The 17,381-nt window shown below is 72.0% G+C and carries 17 protein-coding genes; 13 read left to right on the forward strand and 4 right to left on the reverse strand.

Annotated features, from left to right (window positions below; genetic code table 11):
• Positions 1–94 precede the first annotated feature (94 nt).
• Entirely contained in the window at positions 95–1,102 is a 1,008-nt protein-coding gene (locus NYF13_RS01055; RefSeq protein ID WP_315653583.1) for a helix-turn-helix domain-containing protein, read from the reverse strand.
• A gap of 179 nt (positions 1,103–1,281) precedes the next feature.
• On the opposite strand from NYF13_RS01055, the gene NYF13_RS01060 reads away from it, so the two are divergent.
• On the forward strand, positions 1,282–2,235 hold the full coding sequence (locus tag NYF13_RS01060; protein ID WP_315653584.1) for an SRPBCC family protein: 954 nt from the start codon (positions 1,282–1,284) through the stop codon (positions 2,233–2,235).
• Positions 2,236–2,291: 56 nt separating this feature from the next.
• On the opposite strand, the gene NYF13_RS01065 is transcribed toward NYF13_RS01060, so the two are convergent.
• On the reverse strand, positions 2,292–3,101 hold the full coding sequence (locus NYF13_RS01065; RefSeq protein WP_315653585.1) for a GNAT family N-acetyltransferase: 810 nt from the start codon (positions 3,099–3,101) through the stop codon (positions 2,292–2,294).
• Positions 3,102–3,173: 72 nt separating this feature from the next.
• Here NYF13_RS01065 and NYF13_RS01070 point away from each other — a divergent pair, with 72 nt between their 5' ends.
• Positions 3,174–4,811 carry an acyl-CoA carboxylase subunit beta gene (locus tag NYF13_RS01070; protein WP_315653586.1) on the forward strand — a complete coding sequence of 546 codons (1,638 nt, stop codon included), beginning with the start codon at positions 3,174–3,176 and terminating at the stop codon, positions 4,809–4,811.
• Between the two features lie 10 nt (positions 4,812–4,821).
• A complete protein-coding gene (locus tag NYF13_RS01075) occupies positions 4,822–5,043 on the forward strand; it encodes an acyl-CoA carboxylase epsilon subunit (RefSeq protein ID WP_315653587.1) in 222 nt (73 codons plus the stop codon).
• Positions 5,044–5,105: 62 nt separating this feature from the next.
• Here NYF13_RS01075 and NYF13_RS01080 read toward each other — a convergent pair whose 3' ends face one another.
• Positions 5,106–5,729, reverse strand: coding sequence for a TetR/AcrR family transcriptional regulator (locus NYF13_RS01080; RefSeq protein ID WP_315653588.1), 624 nt, complete (start codon positions 5,727–5,729; stop codon positions 5,106–5,108).
• A 153-nt stretch (positions 5,730–5,882) separates the two neighbouring features.
• On the opposite strand from NYF13_RS01080, the gene NYF13_RS01085 reads away from it, so the two are divergent.
• The 5 genes from NYF13_RS01085 (at position 5,883) to NYF13_RS01105 (ending at position 12,580) form a co-directional block, all read left to right on the forward strand.
• The gene (locus tag NYF13_RS01085) at positions 5,883–7,166 is read left to right on the forward strand and encodes an MFS transporter (protein ID WP_315653589.1); all 1,284 of its coding nucleotides are present in this window, start codon (positions 5,883–5,885) and stop codon (positions 7,164–7,166) included.
• A 379-nt stretch (positions 7,167–7,545) separates the two neighbouring features.
• Positions 7,546–8,175, forward strand: a complete 630-nt coding sequence (locus NYF13_RS01090) for a helix-turn-helix transcriptional regulator (protein WP_315653590.1) — start codon at positions 7,546–7,548, stop codon at positions 8,173–8,175.
• Positions 8,156–9,781 (forward strand): DHA2 family efflux MFS transporter permease subunit, encoded by a 1,626-nt coding sequence (locus NYF13_RS01095; RefSeq protein WP_315653591.1) that lies wholly within the window; start codon positions 8,156–8,158, stop codon positions 9,779–9,781. Before NYF13_RS01090 ends, NYF13_RS01095 begins: the two co-directional genes overlap by 20 nt.
• A 705-nt stretch (positions 9,782–10,486) precedes the next feature.
• On the forward strand, positions 10,487–11,116 hold the full coding sequence (locus NYF13_RS01100; RefSeq protein WP_315653592.1) for a nucleoside triphosphate pyrophosphatase: 630 nt from the start codon (positions 10,487–10,489) through the stop codon (positions 11,114–11,116).
• Between the two features lie 90 nt (positions 11,117–11,206).
• Positions 11,207–12,580 (forward strand): dicarboxylate/amino acid:cation symporter, encoded by a 1,374-nt coding sequence (locus NYF13_RS01105; RefSeq protein WP_315653593.1) that lies wholly within the window; start codon positions 11,207–11,209, stop codon positions 12,578–12,580.
• 139 nt (positions 12,581–12,719) lie between these two features.
• On the opposite strand, the gene NYF13_RS01110 is transcribed toward NYF13_RS01105, so the two are convergent.
• On the reverse strand, positions 12,720–13,448 hold the full coding sequence (locus NYF13_RS01110; protein ID WP_315653595.1) for a hypothetical protein: 729 nt from the start codon (positions 13,446–13,448) through the stop codon (positions 12,720–12,722).
• Positions 13,449–13,498: 50 nt separating this feature from the next.
• Here NYF13_RS01110 and NYF13_RS01115 point away from each other — a divergent pair, with 50 nt between their 5' ends.
• From NYF13_RS01115 to NYF13_RS01135, 5 genes are all read left to right on the forward strand, one after another.
• On the forward strand, positions 13,499–13,789 hold the full coding sequence (locus tag NYF13_RS01115; RefSeq protein WP_315653596.1) for an SAV_915 family protein: 291 nt from the start codon (positions 13,499–13,501) through the stop codon (positions 13,787–13,789).
• A gap of 102 nt (positions 13,790–13,891) precedes the next feature.
• A complete protein-coding gene (locus NYF13_RS01120) occupies positions 13,892–15,682 on the forward strand; it encodes an acetyl/propionyl/methylcrotonyl-CoA carboxylase subunit alpha (protein WP_315653597.1) in 1,791 nt (596 codons plus the stop codon).
• Between the two features lie 55 nt (positions 15,683–15,737).
• Positions 15,738–16,325: a DUF1707 domain-containing protein gene (locus tag NYF13_RS01125; RefSeq protein WP_315653598.1), complete on the forward strand. Its 588-nt coding sequence runs from the start codon at positions 15,738–15,740 to the stop codon at positions 16,323–16,325.
• A gap of 17 nt (positions 16,326–16,342) precedes the next feature.
• Positions 16,343–16,726, forward strand: a complete 384-nt coding sequence (locus NYF13_RS01130; protein WP_315657133.1) for a DUF1707 domain-containing protein — start codon at positions 16,343–16,345, stop codon at positions 16,724–16,726.
• Positions 16,727–16,819: 93 nt separating this feature from the next.
• Complete coding sequence (locus tag NYF13_RS01135) at positions 16,820–17,350, forward strand: GNAT family N-acetyltransferase (RefSeq protein ID WP_315653599.1); 531 nt, start codon at positions 16,820–16,822, stop codon at positions 17,348–17,350.
• Positions 17,351–17,381 lie beyond the last annotated feature (31 nt).

The following is a 17,381-nucleotide window of genomic DNA, read 5'->3' on the forward strand; positions in this document are numbered from 1 at the left end:
GCGCAGCAGACGACCCTTCCTCCGTCTCGCGCCTTCACTGGGGGTCGGTCCGTGGTGGCGGCTCCGGGTGAGGCGCCACCACGGGCCGCCGGCTTCAGGCCGTCCGCCGGAACGTGCTCCGGTACGCGCTGGGTGAAACCCCGATCGCACTCTGCAGGTGCTGGCGCAGCGAGGCCGCGGTGCCGAACCCGCATTCCGCCGCGATCCGGTCGATCGGCCGGTCCGTCTCCTCCAGCAGTTGCTGCGCCCGGCTCACGCGCTGCTGGGTGAGCCACTGCAGGGCCGAAACCCCGACCTCGTCACGGAAGCGCCGGGTGAAGGTCCGGGTGCTCATCGATTCCCGCGCCGCCAGCTCCCGCAGGGTCAGCGGCCGGTGCAGGTGCTCCAGCGCCCACGCCCGCGCGGCGCCGGTCGAGGAGGGCCGCGGCGCCGCGACCGGGCGCCGGATGAACTGCGCCTGCCCGCCCTCGCGGTGCGGCGACACGCCCACGGTGCCGGTGCGGCGACACACGGTGCCGCGCGCGACCTCGTTCGCCACCGCGGCGCCGAAGTCACGCCGGATCAGGTGCAGGCAGAGATCGATGCCGGAAGCTACACCGGCCGAGGTGAACACGTCGCCGTCTTCGGTGTAGAGCACGTCCGGATCGAGCCGCACCCGCGGGTACTGCTGCCGGAACTCGTCCGCCGACCTCCAGTGCGTGGTCGCGCGCCGTCCGTCGAGCAGGCCCATCGCGGCGAGCACGAAGGCGCCGGTGCAGATGGAGGCGATGCGGGTGCCGGGCCGGATCTGCTCCATCGCGCCGCGCACCGGCGGCGTGATCCGGCTCGCGTCCGGCTCGTACTCCATCGAGGACGCCGGGACGATCACCGTGTCGGCCTCGGCCACCGCCTCCGGCCCGGTCTCGACGGGGATCCGCACGTCGGCGTCGCTGTGCAGCTCCCCGGGCTCGGGCGTGCAGGTGACCACCTCGTACAGCGGCTCGCCCTCGGCCGAGCGCGCCTGGCCGAAGAGCCGGTGGACGAGGCCCAGTTCCATCACGAGCAGGCCGGGCCGGACCAGCACGGCGACGTGGTGCCGATCCGGGTGGCGGAAAACGGACATGGCCCGATTCTTGCACAGGTTGTCCATCGGGCCATTGACTCGCGGCCGGTCCGGGATGGGCGTGCGTGAGCACTGGCGTTCGACGAAGACCACGTCCACTCGGCCCCGCCGGCCGATCGCCTTGACACGTATATTCCTCGGTGGTTATATACAGCCCTTGGCCAACCGAGGAGAACGTCGTGCCCGCCCGTGCGCACCTCGAAACCGCCGGCGACCGGCCGGTGCTCCGGCTGGCGCGCCGCCTGCGCCACCGACCCGAGCGAGTCTGGTCCGCGGTCACCGATCCGGCCGAGCTGGCGCACTGGTTCCCCGCGGTCCTGAGCGGCGAGCTGAAGCCGGGCGCCACGCTGGAGTTCGCCTTCGACGGTCCGATGGAGTCCGGCGCAGGCGAGGTGCTGGTCTTCGACCCGCCGCGGGTGTTCGAGTTCTCCTGGAACGCCGACGTGCTGCGGATCGAGCTCACCCCCGACGGCGAGGACGGCTGCCTGCTGGAGTTCACGCACACGTTCAACCGCGGCGAGCCCGCGATCGCCCGGCTCGGTGCCGGTCGCACCGCGGCGGGCTGGGACACCTGCCTCGACGCCCTCGGCGCCCGCCTCGACGGCCGGGAACCCACCCCGCCGAGCGGCTGGCACGAGCGGATGTCCGCCTACGTCGGGGAATTCGGCCTCGGCGAGGGCGAGGTCCTGGACGAGGGCACCCGGATCCGCTTCCGCCGCGACCTGGTCTGGAAGCCCCTCGCCGACGTCTGGCCGTTGCTACCGGGCCCCGGCGACGGCGAGGTGACCGGGTCGGTGGCACCGAGCCGGCTCGAACACACCTGGCGCCACCACGGGAACCCGGCCGGAAACGTGCGTTGGGAGCTGCGGCTCGATCCGCTCGACGGGGTCCGCGTGGAGTTCACCCAGACCGTGCCGGCGGAGCTTTCCGCCCTGCTGCCCGAACTGCTGGCCGCCCGGCACGAACAGCTCGACGCGCTGTTCGCGCGCACCTTCGACCTCGATCCGGAACCCTGGCCCGCCGAGCGGGCCGAAGCGGTCCGGAAGCGGTACGCCGAGCAGGTTCGGGCGTCCCGGATCACCGATGCCCTCGCCCACCAGCCCGAGCGCAACGTATCGCACCCGCGCCGGTGATCCCTTTGCCCACAGTGGACTGATCCTGACCGGCGAAGCCGGAGGCCGCCGCGCGCCTAACCCAGAACGCGGTTGTAGACCGCGAACCGGCGCCCCGCGTCGCCCGGCAGCGGCTTGCCGTCCCGAACCAGCCGCGGGTCCGGGCTCCCCGCGGTCAGTCCTCGGTCCCGACACCACTCGCCCAGACCCGGATGAGCCAGGTCGACGTCGACGCGGACCTCCCCGGACACCGCGCGGGCGACGCCGCGAATCAGCGCGCGGGCCTGCTGCTCGTCGGCCGCGACGACCGGGCCGATCACGGTGCGGCCCTCGGACCGCGTGCCCAGCGCGTACCCGGCCTCGGTGACGTGGACCTGCTCGGCCTCGAACAGCAGCCGTTCCAGCAGCGCGCGGCGGTCGAAGCCCTGAGCTGCGGCGTCCAGCTCGTACACCCGGGCCAGGTCGGGCGGCCCGATCGGGCGGGCCGCCGGGCCGCCGTCATCGGCGAGCAGTCCGACGTGGCCCTGGCAGCCGCCGTCGAGGACGAAGCCCATCGACTTATACAGCGGAAGGCCCATCTCCGTGGAGAACAGGGCCACGACCGCGTCACCGGCTTCGGCCAGCGCCTCGGCCATCAGCCGGCGGCCGAGGCCCTGGCGGGCGAAGCGCGAGGCCACCACCATCATCGAGATCGACGCGAACGGGCCGGTCCGGGCCACGGCGACGGTGGCGGCCAAGCCGCCGTCCGGCGCGTCGACGCCGAACCCCCGGCCGACGTCGAGCACCACGGACCACTTGCGCGCATCACGCGCCCAGCCGTGCTCGGCGGCCAGATCGAGGCAGGCGGACAGGTCGGCGGGCCCGATCGGGCGAACGGCGAACGGCACGCCGCCAGCTTAGGCCCGGAAGAGTCCTACGCCACACGCGTGCGGACCCCGCAGTAGCTAGGCTGCGGATCCATGAGCAGTGCGACGCAGCCGCTCGGGACCCCGCCCGAGGAAGAACCGGACATCCACACCACGGCCGGGAAGCTCGCGGACCTCTATCGCCGGTACGACGAGGCGGTCCACGCGGGCTCGGCGCGGGCGATCGAGAAACAGCACGCCAAGGGCAAGAAGACGGCGCGCGAGCGGATCGACCTGCTGCTCGACGAGGGCTCGTTCGTCGAGCTGGACGAACTGGCCCGGCACCGCTCCACCAACTTCGGGCTGGAGAAGAACCGCCCCTACGGCGACGGCGTGGTGACCGGTCACGGCACCATCGACGGCCGCGGGGTGTGCGTGTTCTCCCAGGACGTCACCGTCTTCGGCGGCGCGCTGGGCGAGGTCTACGGCGAGAAGATCGTCAAGGTGATGGACCTGGCGATCAAGACCGGCCGGCCGATCATCGGCATCAACGAGGGCGGCGGCGCGCGCATCCAGGAGGGCGTGGTCTCGCTCGGGCTCTACGGCGAGATCTTCCGCCGCAACACCCTGGCCTCCGGCGTGATCCCGCAGATCTCGCTGATCATGGGCGCGAACGCGGGCGGGCACGTCTACTCCCCGGCGCTGACCGACTTCGTCGTGATGGTCGACGAGACCTCGCAGATGTTCATCACCGGCCCGGACGTGGTCAAGACGGTGACCGGCGAGGACGTCACCTTCGAGGAGCTGGGCGGCGGGCGCACGCACAACACCAAGTCCGGCGTCGCGCACTACCTGGGCTCCGACGACGAGGACGCGATCGCCTACGTCAAGGAACTGCTCTCCTACCTGCCGCAGAACAACCTGTCCGAGGCCCCGGTGCTCGAGGCGGGCGACGCGCCGGCCGGGTTCTTCGAGAACGTCACCGACGCCGACCGCGAGCTGGACACGATCATCCCGGACTCGCCGAACACCCCCTACGACATGCACGAGGTCGTCACCCGGGTGCTCGACGACGGGGAGTTCCTCGAGGTCCACGAGCTGTTCGCGCCCAACATCCTGGTCGGCTTCGGCCGGGTCGACGGCCGCAGCGTCGGCGTGGTGGCGAACCAGCCCACGCAGTTCGCGGGCTGCCTCGACATCGCGGCCTCGGAGAAGGCGGCGCGGTTCGTGCGGACCTGCGACGCGTTCAACATCCCGGTGCTCACCTTCGTCGACGTGCCCGGCTTCCTGCCCGGCACCGACCAGGAGTGGAACGGCATCATCCGCCGCGGCGCGAAGCTGATCTACGCCTACGCGGAGGCGACCGTGCCGCTGATCACCGTGATCACGCGCAAGGCGTTCGGCGGCGCGTACGACGTGATGGGCTCGAAGCACCTCGGCGCCGACGTCAACCTGGCCTGGCCGACCGCGCAGGTCGCGGTGATGGGCGCGCAGGGCGCGGCGAACATCGTGCACCGCAAGACGCTGGCGGCCGCCGCGGCCGAGGGCAAGGACGTCGACGCGCTGCGGGCCGAGCTGATCCAGGAGTACGAGGACACGCTGCTGAACCCGTACGCCGCGGCCGAACGCGGGTACGTCGACTCGGTCATCGTGCCCGCGCACACCCGCGGTCACATCGCGAAGGCCCTCGCGCTGCTGAGCGACAAGCGCGAGAGCCTGCCGCCGAAGAAGCACGGCAACATCCCGCTGTGAGGAGCCCCCGATGACCGAGGACCGCCCGCTGCTGCGCGTCGTGCGGGGCAACCCGGACGACGCGGAGCTGGCGGCGCTGACGGCCGTGGTGGCCGCCGCGTCCGCCGCCTCCGCCCCGAACCCGCCCGCACCGGCCCACCGGACCTCGTGGTGGAACCACCACACCACCCGGCTGCGCGCACCGCTGAGCCCCGGTGACGGCGCCTGGCGCGCTTCGGCCCTCCCGCGGTGACTCCGCCGCGCTGACTCTCGTGAGGGGCTGCGCCGGTCTCGGCCGTCGCCGCCCACCGGCGCTCACTCCGGCCCGAGCTCCGCGAGCAGCCGGTCGACCAGCCCATCGGTGAACGCGCGCGGCACCGGCTCCCCGGTCACCAGCACGCGGTAGTGCACCGGCCCGACCAGCCGTTCCACCGCCTCGTCCAGATCGGTGCCGGGCGCCAGCTCCCCGCGGGCCACGGCGCGTTCGAAGGGCAGGCGGTCGCGGGCCCGCTGGTCACGCAGGTGCCCGGCGCGCAGCCGGGCGGCCAGCTCGGGCTGGTGCTGGGCCTCGCCGAGCAGCGCCCGCAGCACCGCCCCCGCGTCCGCGGTGGTGAGGAAACCGGCCACGGCGGCGAGGTGTTCCCGCAGGTCACGGCCGAGGTCCCCGTGGTCCGGCGGGGCCAGCTCCCCGGCCAGGTCGTGGCCGAGCGCGTCCAGCAGGATGTCCACCTTGGCCGGCCACCAGCGGTAGACGGTCTGCTTGGCGACGCCGGCCCGGATCGCGATCTTCTCCATGGTCAGACCGGTGAACCCGTGCTCAACCAGCAAATCGTCGACGGCGTGGAGCACGGCGCGCCGGGCCTGCTCACTGCGTCCGTGCCGGTTGCCGTGATGACGGCGCCCCAGCGCCGGGCCGTCCGGCACCGTGACCTCTCCCACGCCGCGGAAGTCTACCGGCTTCTAGACAAGACGCAACGTTGCGTCTAGCGTTTCCCGGGAAGCGGCTTTCGAAATCCGTCCGGGCGCTCGGCGCCGGCGAAGGGGGTAACTGTGTGTGTCGCCTGCGGCGTTCCGGGGCACCGGCCCGAGGTGGTGCCCGAGGCCGCGACACCGGAGCCGGCCCCGCGCAAGTTCGCGGCGCTCTACAACAAGGACTGCCGCCCGTACCTGTTCGGCACCGCACTGGCGATGATGGCCGACAACATCGAGCACGTCATCACCTATTGGGTGCTGTGGGAGAAGTTCCACTCGCCCGCGCTGGCCGGGTTCGAGGTGATCAGCCACTGGGTGCCGTTCCTGCTGTTCTCGGTGTACTTCGGCTCGCTGGCCGACCGGCACGACTGCCGCCGGATCATCCAGTCGGCGCAGTTGTTGTTCATGGCCGTCTCGGTGGCCTGGGGCGTGCTGTTCGTGACCGATTCGCTGCAGGTCTGGGAGGCCTGCGTGCTCCTGGTGCTGCACGGCTGCGCGGGGGCGATCTGGGGTCCGGGCGAGCAGCTGATGCTGCACGACTTCGTGGCCCCGGCGGAGCTGCCCAGCGCGGTGCGGCTCAACGCCACCTTCCGCAGCCTCGGCATCCTGTTCGGCCCGGTGGTCGGCTCGGCGCTGCTGCTCGGTCTGGGGCCGAAGGCCGGGATCTTCGTCAACGTCGCGTTCTACCTGCCGCTGACCATCTTCCTGTTCCGCACGAAGTTCACCGGCCACCTCCGGGACGGCGGGGTGAAGCGGGAGCGGGTGGGGCTGTTCGACTCGATCCGGGTGCTGCGCGAGGTCCGCAGCGATCCGACCATGATCGGGATGATCGTGCTGGCCGGGCTCGGCGCCTTCTTCGTGGGCGCCTCCCTCCAGACCTCGATGCCGATCTTCGCCCAGGACCTCGGCGCGGGGCACGCGGGCACGGCGTACGGCGTACTGCTCTTCGCGAACGGCGCGGGCGGGGTGATCGGCGGGATCCTGCTGGAGGCGACCGGCCGGATCAAGCCGAGCGTGCCCGCCGCCGTGGTGAGCACCGCGATCTACGGGCTGTCCAGCCTGTTCTTCGCGATGACGGCCAGCTACCCGATCGCGCTGGCCCTGCTGGTGGTCGGCGGGGTGGCCAACCTGGCGTCGATGTCCATCGGCCAGACCGTGGTGCAGCTGCTCGCGAAACCCGCCGACCGCGGCCGGGTGATCGGGGTCTACAACGTCTCCGCGAACGGGCTGCGCGCCGGCAGCGGCTTCACCGTCGGCCTGCTCGGCGCGGCGGTGGGCGTGCACTGGTCACTGGGCCTGAGCGCCGCCGCGCTGACGGTCGGCACCGGCATCGCGGGCTGGTACTCGATGCGCGGGCGGCGTTCGCGGGCCGCACTGGCGGAGGCTGTTCAGTCCGAAGAGTGACATCGCGGCCCGTCGCAGTGCCGACTGGCCGCGATCACGGCCACCTGCCGCAGAAACCCCTGTGTCGCGAAAACCACTGCGGCACAGGGGTTTCTCGCGTTCATCCTCGCCCTCGCAGGTACCCCGTGTCCCTGCGCACTTCGCCTCCCCCACCCGGCTCCGGGACCACCGCCGTCAAGGTCTTCCCGCCCCCGTCCGACGGTCGGCCACCCGGTTTTGTCGGTCCCCCCTCGTACTCTCGAACCCATCACCGACGAGCGGTCGTCACCGACCGCGACAGGGCGCTCACCAGCGCACATCACACTGGACCGCAAATATTCGAGGCCGTATAGTCCACGTGGAATAACCGGCTGGGATCAAGCAGAGGGGACGATCGAGCATGGCCGCGGCGAAACTGACCCCGCTGGGGGTCGCGGTGCTGGAGCTGCTGCACGAAAAGTCCATGCACCCGTACGAGATGGCGCAGCTCATGCGCGAGCGCTACGTCGACAACCGGGTCAAGCTCAAGGCGGGCTCGCTCTACCACACGGTGGAACGCCTGCTGCAGAACGCTTTCATCGAAATCGTCGACACCCAGCGCGACGGGCGGCGCCCGGAGCGGACGGTGTACGCGATGACCCCGGCGGGCAAGGACGCCTTCCAGCAGCGGGCGCGCGAGATGCTCGGCGACCTCGCCGCGGAGTACCCGCAGATCCTCAGCGGGCTGGCCGTGATCGACGACCTCGGGGCGGACATCGCGCTGGTGGAGCTGGAGCACCGCGTCACCCGGCTCCGCGTCGGCGTCGCCTCGGACCAGGTGATCCTCCATCGCCTCAGGGAGGACGGCACGCCGGAGATCTACTGGCTCGACGTGCGGTACGCCGCGGCCCAGCGGGTGTTCGAGCTCGAGTGGACCGAACGGCTGCTCGCCGACCTGTCCTCGGGCCGCATCCCGTTCCAGGACGAACCCGGGTCCCAGCCCACCCTCAGCCTCGTGACCAAGGAAAGCCATGAACGCAAGACAAGCTAATCCGTGGGCGGCGCTCAGCGCGCTGTGCCTCGGCTTCTTCATGATCCTGCTGGACACCACCATCGTGTCCATCGCCATTCCCGCCATGTTGCGGGAGCTCGACGCGGGGTTGAACGCGGTCGTCTGGGTGATCAGCGTCTACCTGCTCACCTACGCGGTGCCGATGCTGTTCACCAGCCGGCTCGGCGACCGCTTCGGGCCGAAGCGGGTGTTCCTCGCCGGGCTCGTGGTGTTCACCGGGGCCTCGCTGTGGTGCGCCATGTCCGGCAACGTCGAGATGCTCATCACCGCCCGCGCGGTGCAGGGCCTCGGCGCGGCGCTGATGACCCCGCAGACCCTGGCCTTCATCACGCACCTGTTCCCGCCGGCCAAGCGCGGTCCGGCCATGGGCATGTGGGGCGGCGTCGCCGGGCTGGCCACGATCGCCGGACCGCTGCTGGGCGGCGTGCTGGTGGACCACTTCGGCTGGGAGTGGATCTTCTACGTCAACGTGCCGATCGGCGTGGTCGCGATCGTGCTGGTGCTGGCGCTGGTGCCGGACTGGCAGCCGAAGCACTCGCACTCGTTCGACGTGCTCGGCATCCTGCTCTCGGCGGCCGGGCTGTTCCTGGTCGTGTTCGGCGTGCAGAACGGCCAGCAGTACGACTGGGGCACCGTGTTCGGCGGCGTCACCGTGTTCGAGATCATCGGGGCGGGGGTGGTGCTGCTGGTCGCTTTCCTGTGGTGGCAGCGGGTCAACCGCAAGGAGCCGCTGGTGCCGCTGAACGTGTTCGCGAACCGCAACTTCTCCGCGGGCACCCTGACCGCGACCACGGTCGGCTTCACCATGACCGGCATGTTCCTGCCCCTGATCATCTACATCCAGACCGTGCTCGGGCTGACCCCGACCCTGGCCGGGGTGCTGACCGCGCCGATGTCGCTGGTCTCGGGGATCCTGGCGCCGTTCGTGGGGCGCGCCTCGGACAAGGTCAACGGCAAGTACCTGGTGATGGCCGGGCTTTCCCTGCTGGCGCTGGGCATCGGCATCATCGCGCTGCAGGCCCGGCCGGACACCAGCCCGTGGGCGCTGATCCCGGCGCTGCTGGTGTGCGGCCTCGGCGTCGGCTGCATCTTCTCGCCGATGAGCAACCTGACCATGAGCGCGGTCGAGCCGCGGCTCACCGGTGCCGCCTCAGGCATCTTCAACACCGCCCGCCAGGTCGGCGGGGTGCTGGGCAGCGCGGCCATCGGCGTGCTGCTGCAGGCCCGGATCAGCGCGTCCATCACGGACGAGGCCGGCACCGCGGCGGCGCAGCTGCCCGAGCCGTACCGCGCGCCGTTCGCCGAGGGCATCGCCCGCGCCGCCGCGTCCACCGGTGAGTTCGGCTCGTCGTCGGGCCCGGCGCCGATGCCCGGAATGCCCGCGGAGCTCGCCGCCCGGGCCGGCCGACTGGCCGCGGAGGCCGTCCACAACGGACTCACCGATGCCGCCCGCACCACCCTGATCCTGCCGATCGTCGTCCTGCTCCTGGGAGTCGGATCGGCCGCGGTCATGCGCCGCGCCACCCCTCCCCGCCCCCAGGCCCCCGCGCCCACCACGGAGTCCGAAGCTCCCGCGGCGGCCTGACCCCGCCGGTGGCGGGCGCCACAACGGGCGCCCACCACCGGCGGAGCCCCACGATTCACCGACCGAGGGACGCGAGGCACTGAAGCACGCCGCGTTGGCGCCGGGCTCGACCCACCCCGGGGCAACCGGGCGCTGCGCCGAGTTGACCCGTGGCGGTCCCCGGACCCCGTTGCGGGAGCCGGGTCCGGGGACCGCCACGGTTTACCGCGGGAGAGAGGTCGAGGTCGGCGGAACGGGAACCCAGCCGGGGAGACGCCCTTCTTCGACTACGGGACTACTTGCGAGACTGCCGTGCAGCTCCGTCGGCTCGTCCAGCGCATCGATCGAATTCGTCAACCGGCCGACTGGTCAGCCGAGCCACCCCGTCAGCCGCGAGAGGGCGCGGAATCCTTGGGCGCCGGCTCCGCCGAGCCGGGCACCCCGTTCCTCGGCGTCCTCAACCGGGCCCACCACAGCGAGCGAGACCGGGTGGAGCGCATCGATTCCGTTACTCGCACAGTCATGGATCACCTCCGCGCCCTTCCCGGCTTCAGCATGGAAGCCGTCGGCGCTGTCGGCGCTGCCGCCCCGGTGCGGAGGTGTGGCATCGTGGTCCCCCGAGAGCCCTCGAAGCAATATGTTGCGAGCAACAACAAAAGTAACTCCCCCGCCGAGTGTCGTGGGTCACAATTCGGCATCAGCCAGGGTGGGCGGTAACTTTCCTCCGTGCGCCTTGTTCTCGCTTCCCAGTCCCCCGCCCGCCTCACCCTGCTGCGCAACGCCGGGATCGACCCGAGCGTGGTCGTCTCCGGGGTCGACGAGGACGCGGTGGCTGCCGCGCTCACCGATCCGTCGCCCGAGGAGCTGGTCTCGGCGCTGGCCGCGGCCAAGGCCGAGGCGGTGTTCGAGACCGTGGCCGGGACCCACGCCGATTCCGTGATCGTCGCCTGCGACTCGATGCTTTCGATCGGGGGCGAGATGGTCGGCAAGCCCGGCACGCCCGAGGTCGCACGGCGGCGGTGGGCGGACATGGCCGGGCGGTCCGGGCGGCTGCTCACCGGGCACGCGCTGATCCGCATCGACGGCGGCGAGCGGGTGAAGGAGGCCGCGGGCACCCGGACCACGATCGTGCACTTCGGCCGCCCGAGCGAGGCGGAGATCGAGGTCTACCTCGCCACCGGCGAACCGCTGCAGGTCGCGGGCTCCTTCACCCTGGACGCGCTGGGCGGCTGGTTCGTAGAAGGCATCGAGGGTGACCCGTCGAGCGTGATCGGGCTCAGCCTGCCGCTGGTGCGGCGGCTGCTCGACGAGGTCGGCGTGAGCGTGGTGGATCTCTGGCGTCCGTCCACATCCTGAGAACACTGTCACCCGTACGAGTGACGAGGGAGAGTTCATGGGGGCCCGAAGCGGGCCATAACGGAACTTTCGACCCTCGGGGGTGGCTTCGTGTCCTTCGTCCGGACCTACGCGCGACCGCGTGTCTTCGCGGCCGCGGTGCTCGGCTCACTCGTCGTCGGCGCCGCGGTCGGCGTCCTCGCGCGGACGACGGGCGCCGGCTGGCTGACCGAATTGCTCGACCAGATCGGCACGATCTTCACCACGCTGCTGCAGATCGCGGTGATCCCGCTGGTCTTCACCGCGATCGTGGTCGGCATCACCAGCCTGCGCAACCTCGGCGGCGGGCGGAAAGCCGCGCGGCTCGGCGGTAAGACCGTGCTGTGGTTCGCCATCACCTCGCTGATCGCCTCGCTGATCGGCATCTTCGCCGGGCGGCTGTTCAACCCGGGCTCGGGCGGGCTCGGGGCGGGGGTCGCCGCCACCGCGAAGAACGCCGACAAGGCCGCGAAGAGCGTGAACAGCTGGGGTTCGTGGGACGCGTTCGTGGACGGCTTCCTGCCGAAGAACTTCTTCTCCGCCTTCGCCGACGGCAACACGCTTCAGGTGCTCTTCCTCGCCGTGGTGATCGGCGCCGCGGCCTACAGCCTGGGCGATCGCGCGAAGCCGTTCGTGGATTTCACCACCAGCGTCTTCGAGGTCGTCCAGCGCTACCTCGGCTGGATCGTCCGGCTCGCCCCGCTCGGCATCCTCGGCCTGATCGGCGCGGCGGTCTCGAACTACGGCGACGCGCTGTTCCGCCCGTTGCTCTCGGCCACGCTCGCGGTGTACGCGGGTTGCCTGGTGGTCCTGTTCGTCGTCTACCCGATCCTGCTGCGCTTCGTCGCAAAGGTGAGCCCGGCGAAGTTCTTCGCGAAGGCGGGCACGGCGATCCAGTTCGCCTTCGCCTCGCAGTCCTCGTCCGCGACCCTGCCGCTGACCCGTCAGTCCACGGTGAACCTCGGGGTCGACCCGGCCTACGCGGCGTTCGCCGCCCCGCTCGCCAGTGCGACCAAAATGGACGGTTGCGCGGCCGTTTTCCCGGCCATCGGCGCGATCTTCATCGCGAACCTGTCCGGGGTGCCGCTGAGCCTCGGGCAGTACGCGGGCATCGTCCTGGTCGCGGTCCTCGGCGCCCTCGCCACGGCCGGCACCACCGGCTGGCTGACCGCGCTCACCCTGACCACCGCGTTCATCGGCCTGGACGCCAAGCAGGTCGCGCTCGGCATCGCGCTGATCTACTCGGTGAACCCGATCATGGACATGATGCGCACGGCCACCAACGTCGCGGGCCAGATCGTGGTCCCGACCGTGGTGGCGCGCAGCGAAGGCCTACTGGACGACGAGGTGCTCGACACCCCGGCCGACCGCCTCGGCCGGGCCGGCCAGGACGTGCGCGAGGACTCCGGCGAGCAGGACCGCCGGGCGGTGCCCACCCCCGCCTGACCGCCCCGGGTGGCACCGCCCGGCGGCCCACCCCCACAGCGCTGCGCACGGGCGACGTCACCCGGTGCCACCGCTCGTGCGCAGCGGTTACCCCCCTGACCGGCCCGTGAGCGGCGGGTGGCCACCCGCGCCCCGCCGCTCACGACGAGGGGCAGGCCGACAGCTCGTTGCGGCGGACCTGGACCTGGGGCCAGCCGCGCAGCTGCGAAGGCGAAGTCACCTTGCGCGTGCACCCCACGATGGTGCCGCTGAGCTGGTAGACCTCGGCCAGCACGGGCGCGGCCTGGCAGCCGCTGGTGCCCGGGGTCGCGCCGGGGCATTCGTGCCGGACCAGGATCAGGTCCGGGCGGCCGTCCTGGTCGACGTCGTCGAGCACGATGGTGCCGGCGTCGGCGAAGTAGGGCTGGCCGAAGTCGCGCCAGACGCCGCCCGATTCGATCAGCAGCTCGCCGAACGCGCCACCACTGACGTCGCCGCGGATCAGGCAGGCCGAGGTGGTGCCCGCGACGCACTGGAGCGAGTTCGACGCGAGCTTCGCGCCCATCCCGGTGATGGCCAGCTCGAACTCGGTGTCCGGCTCGGCGCCCACCCGCACCCGGCCCCCGCCGCCGGTGGCGTCGGCCACCAGCGAGACCGGGGTGCCGCTGACGGTCATGGCGGCCAGCTCACGGCACGGGCCCGCGCCGCACCCCGCGGCCGACGGCCGGTCCGGGGCCGGCGCGGCGGCCGGCGGCACGGCCGCCATCCCGTCCGGCTCGGCGTGCGAGCGCAGGACGACCACCGCCACGAGCGCCGCCGCTGTCACCACGGCCGCGAGCAGTGCGGTGAGCAGCGCCGATCGTGGCATCCGCTTCGGCGAAGTCCCCATGCCCGAGACTGTAGGCGACCTCGCGCGCAGTGGCCGTTTATGTTGTCCCGGTGACGAACCCGAACCTCCCCCCGGCGCTGTACCTCCCGACCGGTCCGGTCTCGCGCACCACCGACGGCGGGACCGGCGCCGAAGTCGAACTGCGCCACACCCCGGACGGGCGGGTGGCGCTGGTCGCCTTCACCTCGCCGGACCGCCTGGTCGAATGCTGCGGCGAGCACCAGCCGTGGATCCGGCTCGACACCGAGCACCTGCCCCGGATCCACCGGGTCAACCCCTACGAAGTGATCGTGCTGGACTCCGAGCTCCCGGTCGGGCTGCGCCACCGCGCGCGGGTATAACGGAGCCTGCCGGGGTGGTCCAGCTCTCAGCACAGCGGGTACGGCGGTCCGTAGACTCCCCGGTTAGCCAGCGCTGGAGCTGACGGGACACGGGAGGTACGGGTGACCGAGCAGGACGTCGCGAGCACGGGTGGTCCGGTGACCAGGATCCTGGTCGCCAACCGGGGCGAGATCGCGGTCCGCGTGATCAGGGCGGCCAAGGACGCGGGGCTGACCAGCGTCGCCGTGTACGCCGATCCCGACCGTGACGCCCCCCACGTGCGCCTGGCCGACGAAGCCTTCGCTCTCGGCGGCAGCACCGCCGCGGAGAGCTACCTGTCCATCGACAAGCTGCTCGACGTCGCGAAGCGCTCCGGCGCGGACTCCGTCCACCCGGGCTACGGCTTCCTCTCCGAGAACGCCGAGTTCGCCCAGGCCGTGCTCGACGCCGGTCTCACCTGGATCGGCCCGAGCCCCCAGTCCATTCGCGACCTCGGTGACAAGGTGACGGCGCGGCACATCGCGACGCGCGCCGGCGCTCCGCTCGTGCCCGGCACCAAGGAGCCGGTGAAGGACGCGAGCGAAATCGTCGCGTTCGCCGACGAGCACGGCCTGCCGGTGGCGATCAAGGCGGCGTTCGGCGGCGGCGGGCGTGGCCTCAAGGTGGCGCGCACCCGCGAGGAGATCCCCGAGCTGTTCGAGTCCGCGACCCGCGAGGCCGTGGCCGCGTTCGGGCGGGGCGAATGCTTCGTCGAGCGGTACCTGGACAAGCCGCGCCACGTCGAGGCGCAGGTGCTGGCCGACCAGCACGGCAACGCGATCGTGGTGGGCACGCGCGACTGCTCGTTGCAGCGCCGCCACCAGAAGCTGGTCGAGGAGGCGCCCGCGCCGTACCTCACCGACGAGCAGCGGGCCCGGATCCACGCCTCGGCCAAGGCGATCTGCCAGGAGGCCGGCTACTACGGCGCCGGCACGGTCGAGTACCTGGTGGCCACCGACGGCACCATCTCCTTCCTCGAGGTGAACACCCGGCTGCAGGTGGAGCACCCCGTCTCGGAGGAGACGACCGGGCTGGACCTGGTGCGCGAGATGTTCCGCATCGCCCGCGGCGAGAAGCTGCGGATCACCGAGGACCCGGTGCCGCGCGGGCACTCCATCGAGTTCCGGATCAACGGCGAGGACGCCGGGCGCGGCTTCCTGCCCGCGCCGGGCACCGTGACCCGGTTCGAAGCGCCGAGCGGCCCCGGCGTGCGCGTCGACTCCGGCGTGGAGTCCGGCAGCGTGATCGGCGGCCAGTTCGACTCGATGCTGGCCAAGCTGATCGTCACCGGTTCCGACCGCGCGAACGCGCTGGAGCGCAGCCGTCGCGCGCTGGCCGAGATGGTGGTCGAGGGCATGGCGACCGTGCTGCCGTTCGACCGCGTGATCGTGGACCACCCGGCGTTCATCGGCGACGAGCACGGCTTCGGCGTGTTCACGAACTGGATCGAGACCGAGTTCGACAACCGGATCGAGCCGTTCACCGCGCCCGAGGCGGAAGCCGAGGCCGAAGCTCCGCGGCAGAACGTGGTCGTCGAGGTGGGCGGGCGCCGGCTCGAGGTCTCGCTGCCGGGTGGCTTCGCCCTCGAAGGCGGCGCGGCCACGACGGCCAAGGCCAAGCCGCGCAAGCGCGCGGGCGGTGCGAAGGCGGCCGTGAGCGGTGACGCCGTGACGGCCCCGATGCAGGGCACGATCGTCAAGATCGCGGTCGAGGAGGGCCAGCGGGTCGAGGCGGGCGAGCTGATCGTGGTGCTCGAGGCGATGAAGATGGAGAACCCGGTCACCGCACACAAAGCGGGCACCGTCACCGGCCTTTCGGTCGAGGTCGGCGCCGCGGTGACCCAGGGAACGCAGATTCTGGAGCTCAAGGACTAGAAGTTGTGCCGGATGTCGTGGGTGGACGGCCCCGGGGCGGCCTACCATCGAGGACGTGACTGAGGTTCCGTCTCCGCAGCTGCGGATCAGCGACCAGGAGCGGGAATCCGCGCTGGCCGCGCTCGGCGAGCACCTGACCGCCGGCCGGATCGACATCGACGAGTACGGTGACCGGTCGGCCCGGATCACCGCGGCCAAGACGCGGGCCGAGCTGGGCGAGCAGTTCGCCGACCTGCCGCACCCGCACCCGGTCTACGGCGGGACGGCGGTCGCGCAGACCCCGGCGGCGGCCGTGGCCGCAGCACCGGCGGCGTCGGCGGCCGTGGCCCCGCAGCGCGGGTGGTCCGGCAGCCGGCAGCTCGCCGCCGGGATCGTGCCGCTGGCCTGGCTGGTGGCCATCGTGCTCATCTCGACCGGCGTGGTCCCGGCCTGGCCGATGATCGCGCTGCCGATCGCGTGCACCATCTTCGGCCGGGCGCTGTGGGGGCACGGCCAGGACGACCGGGACCGCGACGGCCGGGACTGGGACGACCGGGACCGCGACGACCGCCGGATGGACCACCGCGAGCACCGGCTCGACCACCGCGACCGGCGCCGCGAACTGCGCGACGAGTTCCGTCGCCAGCGCCGCTTCGACCGCTGAGGACCGGCGTGAGCGACATGCGGCTGAGCGACGACGAGCGGCAGGACGCCCTCGACGTGCTCACCGAACACGTCCGCACCGGCCGGCTCGACGTCGAAGAGTACGGCACGCGCTCGGCCAAGGTGACGGCCGCGAAACGCGTCAGCGACCTGCTGCCCCTGTTCGACGACCTGCCGTCACCGCGGCCGAGCGCGTTGCTCACCACGGCCCGGCCGGACAGCGCGCCGGTGCCGAGCGGCCCGGCCGGGTCGAGCGCGCTGAGCAGGTGGGCCCTGCGCAGCGCGGTGCCGATCGCCGTCGTGCTGGCCATAGCCGTCTTCATCCTTTCGCGCGGGCGGCTGATCCTGGTCTTCGCGCTGCCGCTGGCCGTGCTGCTGATCACGGGCTGGCGGCGGCGCTGATCCACCGATCGGCGGATGCCGCGGTCGCGCGGCGGGCCCGCACCTGCCGCGCGTGACCTCCACCGACCCGCCGCGCACGGTTACGCTCGTGGAGTGGAACCCGTGGAGATCAACGCGGGCGCGTACTACCTGCGCCAGCTACGGGCGGACCGGCACCTCGACGACCGGGCCGCGCTGATGGAGGCGTTCGCCGATCCGGCGCACCGCCGTTACGTGCTGAACTACCGGCTCCGGACGCTGGACGAGGCGACCGAGTACATCGCGCTGCGCGCCGCCCAGTGGGCGTGCGACGAGCGGTGCTCGTGGGCCGTCGCGGAGCCGACGACCGGCCGTCTGCTCGGCGAAGTCGGGCTGCGCGAGCTGGACCTGACCTTCGACACCGCCGAAGCGTCCGTGTGGACCCATCCCGCGGAGCGGGGCAAGGGCATCGCGGCGACCGCCCTCGGCTCGGCCCTGCGCTACGGCTTCGGCGGGCTCGGCCTGCAGGAAATCAGCTACCGGCACGAGGAGAGCAACGCCGTTTCCGCCTCCGTGGCGGCTAAGTGCGGCTTCACGCTGGTCGGTCCGGAGCGCGACCCTTCGCCGCACGGGGAGCCGTTGATCCGCTGGGTTCGCAAAGCCTGAGGGCCCGTGGGGGCCGGGTCCACCCGGCCCC

It is taken from the genome of Amycolatopsis sp. PS_44_ISF1, from assembly GCF_032335455.1.
Taxonomy (GTDB): Bacteria; Actinomycetota; Actinomycetes; order Mycobacteriales; family Pseudonocardiaceae; genus Amycolatopsis.